The following is a 6,510-nucleotide window of genomic DNA, read 5'->3' as shown; positions in this document are numbered from 1 at the left end:
CTGGGGCCGACGAAGACCCGCCGCTCCCGCACGGTGCAGCTGCGGCCGGCCACCGTGGCCGCACTCCGTGAGCACATGGCCGCCTACACCGATGACGGGCTGGATTCGCCTGTCTTCCCGGCGTTCACGAGCCAGCGCAGGTTCCTGCGGGCGACCCAAGTGCTGAAGCACTTTGACGCGGCCGTCGCCCAGGCCGGCATCGCCCTGGGGGACGGTCAGTTCCTCGGTCTGCACGCGCTGCGTCATTACTCCGCGACCACCTATGGGGCGCTGGGCGCGACCGTGGCGGACTTGATGGATCGTTACGGATGGTCTTCGGCGGACATGGCCGCCCGGTACCAGCACGCTACGAAGGCCCGACAGCGGGCACTACTGGAATCCGAGCAGGCGGGCGGGAACGTCGTCAGCCTCGACGAACGCCGAAGGAGGGCGTAATGGTTGAGTGGGTTACTCGGGTGGAGTCGATGTCGCGTCTGGCCGAACGCGGCGCTGGTGAGCTGTCGAGCGTGAAGCGCGCCCCGAGGAGCGGAGGCGTGGTGGACGCCAGGTTGTTGGTGTTCTGCCCGAACCACGGTGACGGCAAGGGCTACTTCATTGTGTTGACGCGGTACGAGGGTGCGGGCTGGGGCTGGGAGTACCAGCAGCGCGGCGACACTCACCATCGCGCCCTGGGCAAGCCTGTGTTCCTGTTCGGCGACGAGGGCGAGCTGCGAGCCCGGAAGAACAGTCAGCCCTTGGCGGTGGTGCGTGGGGTGGACGGCTCCTTCCGTGATCCAAAGCGTCCGTTCGAGGGTGCCGCGCTGGACTTCCTTCCGGGGGCGGACGAGCCGGGGCCGGAGGAGCTGGTTGTGGAGGAGGGGGAGTCGTCGGGCAGGATGCGGTTGAAGTGCCCGGAGTGCCCCGGCGGCGCGGTTGTGACGATGGTGCTGGACGGGGCGCATGGCTGGGAGAGCATGTTGGACAAGTTCGTAGCTGCGGAGCAGCGGGACGTGTCTCTGTCGGTGCTGGCGTCGGCGTCGTCACGACTGCACAAGCTGATGTGATCGCGTCACCCCCAGTTGGTTGCGAACTAGTCACGTCGGAGATAAAATAAGCGTAGTTGGTAACGGAATCACGCGGGCGCAGAACCCCCCCAAATCGGGAAGATGGGATCGAAAGGAGTAAGCCCGCGCCGTCGTCCAAGAACCCCGATCTCAGCGGATCGGCCATTAGTCATCCGCTAAAGGAGGGGTTCTTCCCGTGTCTAGGAAGTCCCAGGCCGTCACGCCGGCCAACGTAAACGCCAAGACCTTTGCCCAAATCGTCGGGGTCTCATATCCCACGGTCCTCAAGCTGATCTACTCGGGGGAGCTGAAGTCTGCACGCATCGGCAACCAGCACATCATTCCGCTGAGCGCCATCACCGCGATGGGTCTGGATGTGCCCGCCGACTTCGCCACCACCTCCACCACCGGCGGCAGCGCCGAGGGGGTGAAGTGAATGATGGCTCCCCGGAAGATCGCACAGAACCTCAAGGAAGCCGTAGGCCAGTTTACCGCAGAATTGCTGGCGTTCTGGGCTGTGGTCACCGGCTGGGTGGGTGTGCGCCGCGAGCGCGTCCGCCGCTCCGACGCCCTGACCGCCCTTGAGACCGCCGCCGTCACCCTCGACCGGCTCACCCCCACCAGTGAAGTCCGGTACGCCCGCACTCGGCTGGATGCCGCCTACACCGCGCTGGTTGTCGGTGACGTGGTTGCAGTCGATTCGTTGTACTGCGCCCCGCCCTGGGTACCACCTTCATCACCGCCGTCCGCGGCGTCACCCGCCGATTCGTCCTCGGTCCGCATGTGTGTGGACAAAGGAGATGAGGCCTGATGTACGCGAGTACTCCGCACCCGTTCGTAACGCCTTCGAGGCCTGCCTCGTCGAAGCCGGCCTCGAAGTACCCGACTATGGAGGAGCTTTCCCGCCTCTTCGTGGACACCGACGGTGTCTACGACCCGAGAGCTGCCGTCTACCCGCTGCACGCCGACGCTGGCCGGGTCCGTGACCAGGTAGATGCTTGGCTGGCGCGCAAGGTCGCCTCCGAGCACAACGCTGAGGTGCCCGCGCCGCCGGGAGCCCCGATGCCGGAGTTCACTCCCAAGCAGTGGGAGTGGATCAACTTCCTGACCGCTTCCGCGGAGACTGCGGCCCGCGCCGTCGGCTTCGAGGAGGGGACTCGCCTGGGCTACCGCGGCGGTCGCGTGGTCGGCCGTACCGAGGGCCGGGTAGAGGTGAGCGAGGTAGTGGCCGGCGCGTTCGCCGGGTACGTCGATGAGGAGGCCCACGCCGCCGCGCACCTCCGCGCCGACAAGGAGCTGCTCGCCGAGGTCATCAAGACCTTGGGGGCCGCGTCGGAGAGGGGGGCCGCCGCATGAGCGACGCCTCTCCCTTCAACAACGATGACGGCGCACGGCAGTTGCGCGTTACCTGGGTGGACACCATCACGCCCCGTGCGGTCCGTTGGGCCTGGGAGTACGAGGGCGACGGGCGTATACCCGTCGGCTCCCTGTCCCTCGCGGCTGGGCGGGAGGGAACCGGCAAGTCATCCTTCGGTATCTGGCTGGCCGCGCAGATCACCCGCGGAACCCTGCCCGGCGCATACCGGGGCCAGGCGCGCCGCGTGCTGTACGTCGCCGTAGAGGACTCCTGGGAGTACACCCTTGTCCCCCGCCTCATGGCCGCCGGTGCCGACCTGTCCAAGGTTGGGCGCGTGCAGGTGCAGGAGGCCTTCGGGGAGGAGGTCACCATGAGCCTGCCCCGGGACAACACCGCCCTGGAGGAAGCCATCGCCGCGAACGACGTAGCGCTTGTGGTTGTCGACCCGCTAATGTCCCTTCTGGGGGACGGGCTGAGCGCGTCACGGTCACGTGAGGTGCGCAGAATGCTTGACCCTCTGGTGAGGATCGCCGACCGGACCGGCAGCGTCGTGCTGGGGATCGCGCACCACAACAAGGGCGCCCACACAGACCCGATCATGGCTGTGTCCGAGTCCAAGGCGTTTACGGACGTGCCTCGCTCCGTGTTCGCCTTCGCCCGCGACGACGGCAACGACTGCCGTGTGGTGTCCCAGACGAAGAACAGCCTCGGCAGGGACGCTGCCTCGCTGCCTTCGTTGCAGTACACCATTGAAGAGGCTACGGTTCCGCTGCCCAACGGGGAGGAGGCCCATATCGGGCGTTTCACCCCGCAGGGCGTCTCCGAGCGCTCTGTGACCGATCTGCTGCGAGCCAAGGATGACGGGGAGGACGCCGACGAGCGCAGCGCGGCCGAGGCGTTCATCGTCGACTTCATCGGCTCCCGGGGCGGGGAGGCCGGTGCCGGGGAAGTGATCAAGGCGGGACGCGCAGCGGGGTTCAGTGAGCAGGCATTGAAGAACGCCCGCCGCCGCTGCAAGAGCCCCAGGATCACCACCCGCAAGGCCAGCATGGGGCAGGGTTGGGTGTGGGCCTTCGAGTCCGAAGGTGCCACGAAGGTGCTGAAGGTGCCATGTCCTGAAAAGACGACACCTTCAGCACCTTCGGTGACACCTTCAGCCGACGAAGAGGAGACACCACCACAACCAGCCGAGGCCGGCACCTGCCCCCACGGCGCACCCGAACCCGACCTGTGCGCCGAGTGCGGCGGGGCGACCGGAACCGCGCTCGCGGGAGGTGACCGGCCATGAGCAACGGCATCATCATTGACGAGCGCGGCAACATGTGGAAGATCGACACCGGTGAGGTCGAGATTCCCGCTGCGCGGCTGATAGAGGTCACCGGCTACTGGTGCCCGGTCTGCCACCTTCCCCGCACCCCATACCCCGGCGACCAGGGGATACACCCGACCTGCGCCGAGACCGCGGTCGGGCGGCGTGTCCGTGAGGCCCGGCGTCGGGAGTGCCGCAGGAAGAAGGGCCGCGCCTCCTAGTCCAACTGACTCGTCCTGGTGGCTCCGTCGCCCCTCGCCCGCGCGGTAGGGGTGGCGGGGCCACTGCCGCGTTGCTACGGGGGTCTAGCCCTGCACGCGCCTCTCCCTGGGCTGCCGCATCATGAAGGATCGGATTCACAGGTTGCACTTCCGACTGTCCGACAGTAGTCTTGCCTCATTGCTCCCCACCGCTCACATCTGGGTTGGTGGGGATTTTCTCTTCCCAGGAGTGGCCGGTGGACAGCTCACTACGTGTCGTCGTCGTCATGGACTATCAGAACGTACACCTCACAGCCCATGGCATCTTCGTACCCGACCGCCAGCTGTGGGAGGCACTCATCTCGCCGATGAACTTCGCCCGCACAGCCGTACGTCGCCGCAACGACAAACAGCGCTCAGGGTTCCCCCCTGGTGAACTCGCCGCTGTCTACGCCTTCCGCGGCTTACCCAACTCGGCCTACGACTCAGCACAGCACCGCCGCGCTACAGCCCAGGCACATCAATGGCGTCAGGAAGGGGCCATCGTCGAGCTGCGAGACCTCAAGTACGACTACCAGCGACAAGCAGACGGCACTCCGGCCACCAACATCCACGGGCGCAAGATTCCGACGGGACCAGGACGGGAGAAGGGCGTAGATGTACTCGTGGCACTGACCTGCATGCGCCAAGCCCAACGCAACGACATCGATGTCGTCATCCTTGCCTCGCGGGACACGGACCTCGTTCCCGTTCTTGACACACTGGTTGACATGAGGAAAGAGAACGCTGCTATCGCCAAGATAGAAACTGTCGCATGGTTCGACTCCGAGCAGCGTAAAGGCGGCAGCCTACGTCCAACTGGTGGCCGAAGGGTATGGAACACCAATATGGATCGAGCCTGCTTCGAGGCATCGCTCGACCGTCATGATTACCGTTAGACCTGTGAGCTTTATCTGATCAAGCGATCAAGGGGTACCCGGTGGCGGGAGGGCAGGCGTTTGAGTGCCTAGGATCGCCACTCGGGCGTGCCTGGCGGGGTTTTCGCGGCCCTCCACCAGCACGTGGGGTGGGCTGCAAGGCTCCCAGATCGGCTCCTGCGCACTCACTCCCCGGGCACCTTGACATCGCCAGCACCCGCGAGCGCCAACCCCACCTTGGGTTACGGCCAGGACACAACCCACAACACCATGCGCAACACCTGGGCAACGTACAGGCCGACAGCCCCGTATCCGCGTTTGGTGACTGGAACGTCATCCTCAACAGCCACAACGACATCCATGACGGCATCGTGCTGCACGCCCAGACCGGCCGCAGCACATCATCCTCACCCCCCGAGGCCAACGACCTCATGGCGGACCCCGACCGGGCCATGCACAACCTTAACGAGACGGTGCGTCTCCTCGCCACTCATGACCTGCGATCCGAGCGCACCGTCGAGCTTCCCAACCCGGCTTTGGAGTACGGCCACCACGGTCTCGGTCACCTCGTCCTGAACGCCTACCTCATCCCCAAGGCGGCCGAGCGGGTGGACACCTACGGGCTCACCTACCAGTATGCCGAGCTGGCTGGCTATTGCTGCAACCGGATCGTCAACATCCTCACCAGCCCCGCCTACCCCGGCCCCCGATGCCTATCTCACCCGCATTGTTCCCTCACATGGACTTTCCGCTGACCATGGTGGTCGCAATCCGCGCATCCCACACACAGGGGGCGGCCGTCATAAAGTGGGAGGTGCGCGCCACCAGCACCCCCGCATACGTGTGGGTCAAGCGCGAGTCGGACACCGCAGCCTTCGTCCGTCGCATCTTCCACAGCCAGCTGAGCCTGTTCACCTATAATGACACCTCGATGCTGACTGAGCGGAAGATCGCCCACGCCTTAGAACAGGAACTACACGTTCCCGCACATACTGTCTTCATCCGCTAACCACCCCCACTCATACAAGGAGTCCCTACCATGACCACCCCCATGCCCGCCCCGACTCCTGCTCCGGCTCCGCCTCCGCCGCCCGCGCCTGTCCCGTCCATTAGGGACTACGCCCGCGCCAAGTGGGCCACCACCCCCAAGGTCGTGCGCCGCGTCATCATCGGCGGTACCGCTGCCGTCCTGGCGATCATCATCGCCATGGCAACAGGCCTGTTCAGCAAAGTGCCCGGAGCACACGACTTCGGTGAATGGGTGCTTGTTGACCAGACCAAACAAATGACGGTCGACGAGATACGCTGTGATGGCACAGTCAGTTACAGCGTCGCCCCGACTGACTACTACACCTCCGCCATTGATGGCGTGTTTCATATCATCCCACCTAGGGGTGAAACATTGACTGTCAACATGGAAGAAGATGCCGACTGGGACGGTACCTATCGTCCGTCCTACGTCGCGACCAACCTGGAAACCTACACGTTCGATATTGCACTGGTTCACGTCCGCGCCTGGGGCTCCACGGGAACGTTCCAGATCACGTGGCACGGGTTCCACAGCGAACCCGTGACGTGGGCCGGAGCATGCAGCCGCTGACCCGCCACAAAAGGACACACATGCCGCGCGCAAGACCACCAGCGCGCTGACCGCCACCGGTACCGGCGCGAACGCTAAGGGGGT

The 6,510-nt window shown here is 65.3% G+C and carries 11 protein-coding genes; all 11 read left to right on the top strand.

Features of this window, described 5'->3' with window-relative positions; all coding sequences use genetic code 11:
- Positions 1 to 435 (top strand): site-specific integrase (locus tag BN1056_RS11870; RefSeq protein WP_210581486.1); only part of this gene is annotated, 435 nt, incomplete at its 5' end.
- The gene (locus BN1056_RS11865; protein ID WP_210581484.1) at positions 435 to 1,043 is read left to right on the top strand and encodes a hypothetical protein; all 609 of its coding nucleotides are present in this window, start codon (positions 435 to 437) and stop codon (positions 1,041 to 1,043) included. The genes BN1056_RS11870 and BN1056_RS11865, both read left to right, overlap by 1 nt.
- 196 nt (positions 1,044 to 1,239) lie before the next feature.
- Positions 1,240 to 1,479, top strand: a complete 240-nt coding sequence (locus BN1056_RS11860) for a helix-turn-helix domain-containing protein (RefSeq protein WP_210581482.1) — start codon at positions 1,240 to 1,242, stop codon at positions 1,477 to 1,479.
- Entirely contained in the window at positions 1,480 to 1,854 is a 375-nt protein-coding gene (locus tag BN1056_RS11855) for a hypothetical protein (protein ID WP_210581480.1), read from the top strand. It begins immediately after the preceding gene.
- Positions 1,855 to 1,931: 77 nt separating this feature from the next.
- Complete coding sequence (locus BN1056_RS11850) at positions 1,932 to 2,399, top strand: hypothetical protein (protein WP_210581478.1); 468 nt, start codon at positions 1,932 to 1,934, stop codon at positions 2,397 to 2,399.
- Positions 2,396 to 3,688, top strand: a complete 1,293-nt coding sequence (locus BN1056_RS11845; RefSeq protein ID WP_073329700.1) for an AAA family ATPase — start codon at positions 2,396 to 2,398, stop codon at positions 3,686 to 3,688. Before BN1056_RS11850 ends, BN1056_RS11845 begins: the two co-directional genes overlap by 4 nt.
- Positions 3,685 to 3,930 carry a hypothetical protein gene (locus BN1056_RS11840; protein ID WP_073329703.1) on the top strand — a complete coding sequence of 82 codons (246 nt, stop codon included), beginning with the start codon at positions 3,685 to 3,687 and terminating at the stop codon, positions 3,928 to 3,930. The genes BN1056_RS11845 and BN1056_RS11840 overlap by 4 nt, the downstream gene beginning before the upstream one ends.
- Before the next feature lie 236 nt (positions 3,931 to 4,166).
- On the top strand, positions 4,167 to 4,847 hold the full coding sequence (locus tag BN1056_RS11835; RefSeq protein WP_073329706.1) for an NYN domain-containing protein: 681 nt from the start codon (positions 4,167 to 4,169) through the stop codon (positions 4,845 to 4,847).
- Between the two features lie 350 nt (positions 4,848 to 5,197).
- Positions 5,198 to 5,581, top strand: coding sequence for a hypothetical protein (locus BN1056_RS11830; RefSeq protein ID WP_073329709.1), 384 nt, complete (start codon positions 5,198 to 5,200; stop codon positions 5,579 to 5,581).
- Complete coding sequence (locus BN1056_RS11825) at positions 5,566 to 5,835, top strand: hypothetical protein (RefSeq protein ID WP_139240893.1); 270 nt, start codon at positions 5,566 to 5,568, stop codon at positions 5,833 to 5,835. Before BN1056_RS11830 ends, BN1056_RS11825 begins: the two co-directional genes overlap by 16 nt.
- A gap of 30 nt (positions 5,836 to 5,865) precedes the next feature.
- Positions 5,866 to 6,426, top strand: a complete 561-nt coding sequence (locus BN1056_RS11820; protein WP_210581476.1) for a hypothetical protein — start codon at positions 5,866 to 5,868, stop codon at positions 6,424 to 6,426.
- Positions 6,427 to 6,510 lie beyond the last annotated feature (84 nt).

This window comes from Actinomyces succiniciruminis (assembly GCF_900002405.1).
Lineage (GTDB): Bacteria > Actinomycetota > Actinomycetes > Actinomycetales > Actinomycetaceae > Actinomyces > Actinomyces succiniciruminis.
This window is presented reverse-complemented; position numbering and strand designations above follow the sequence as displayed.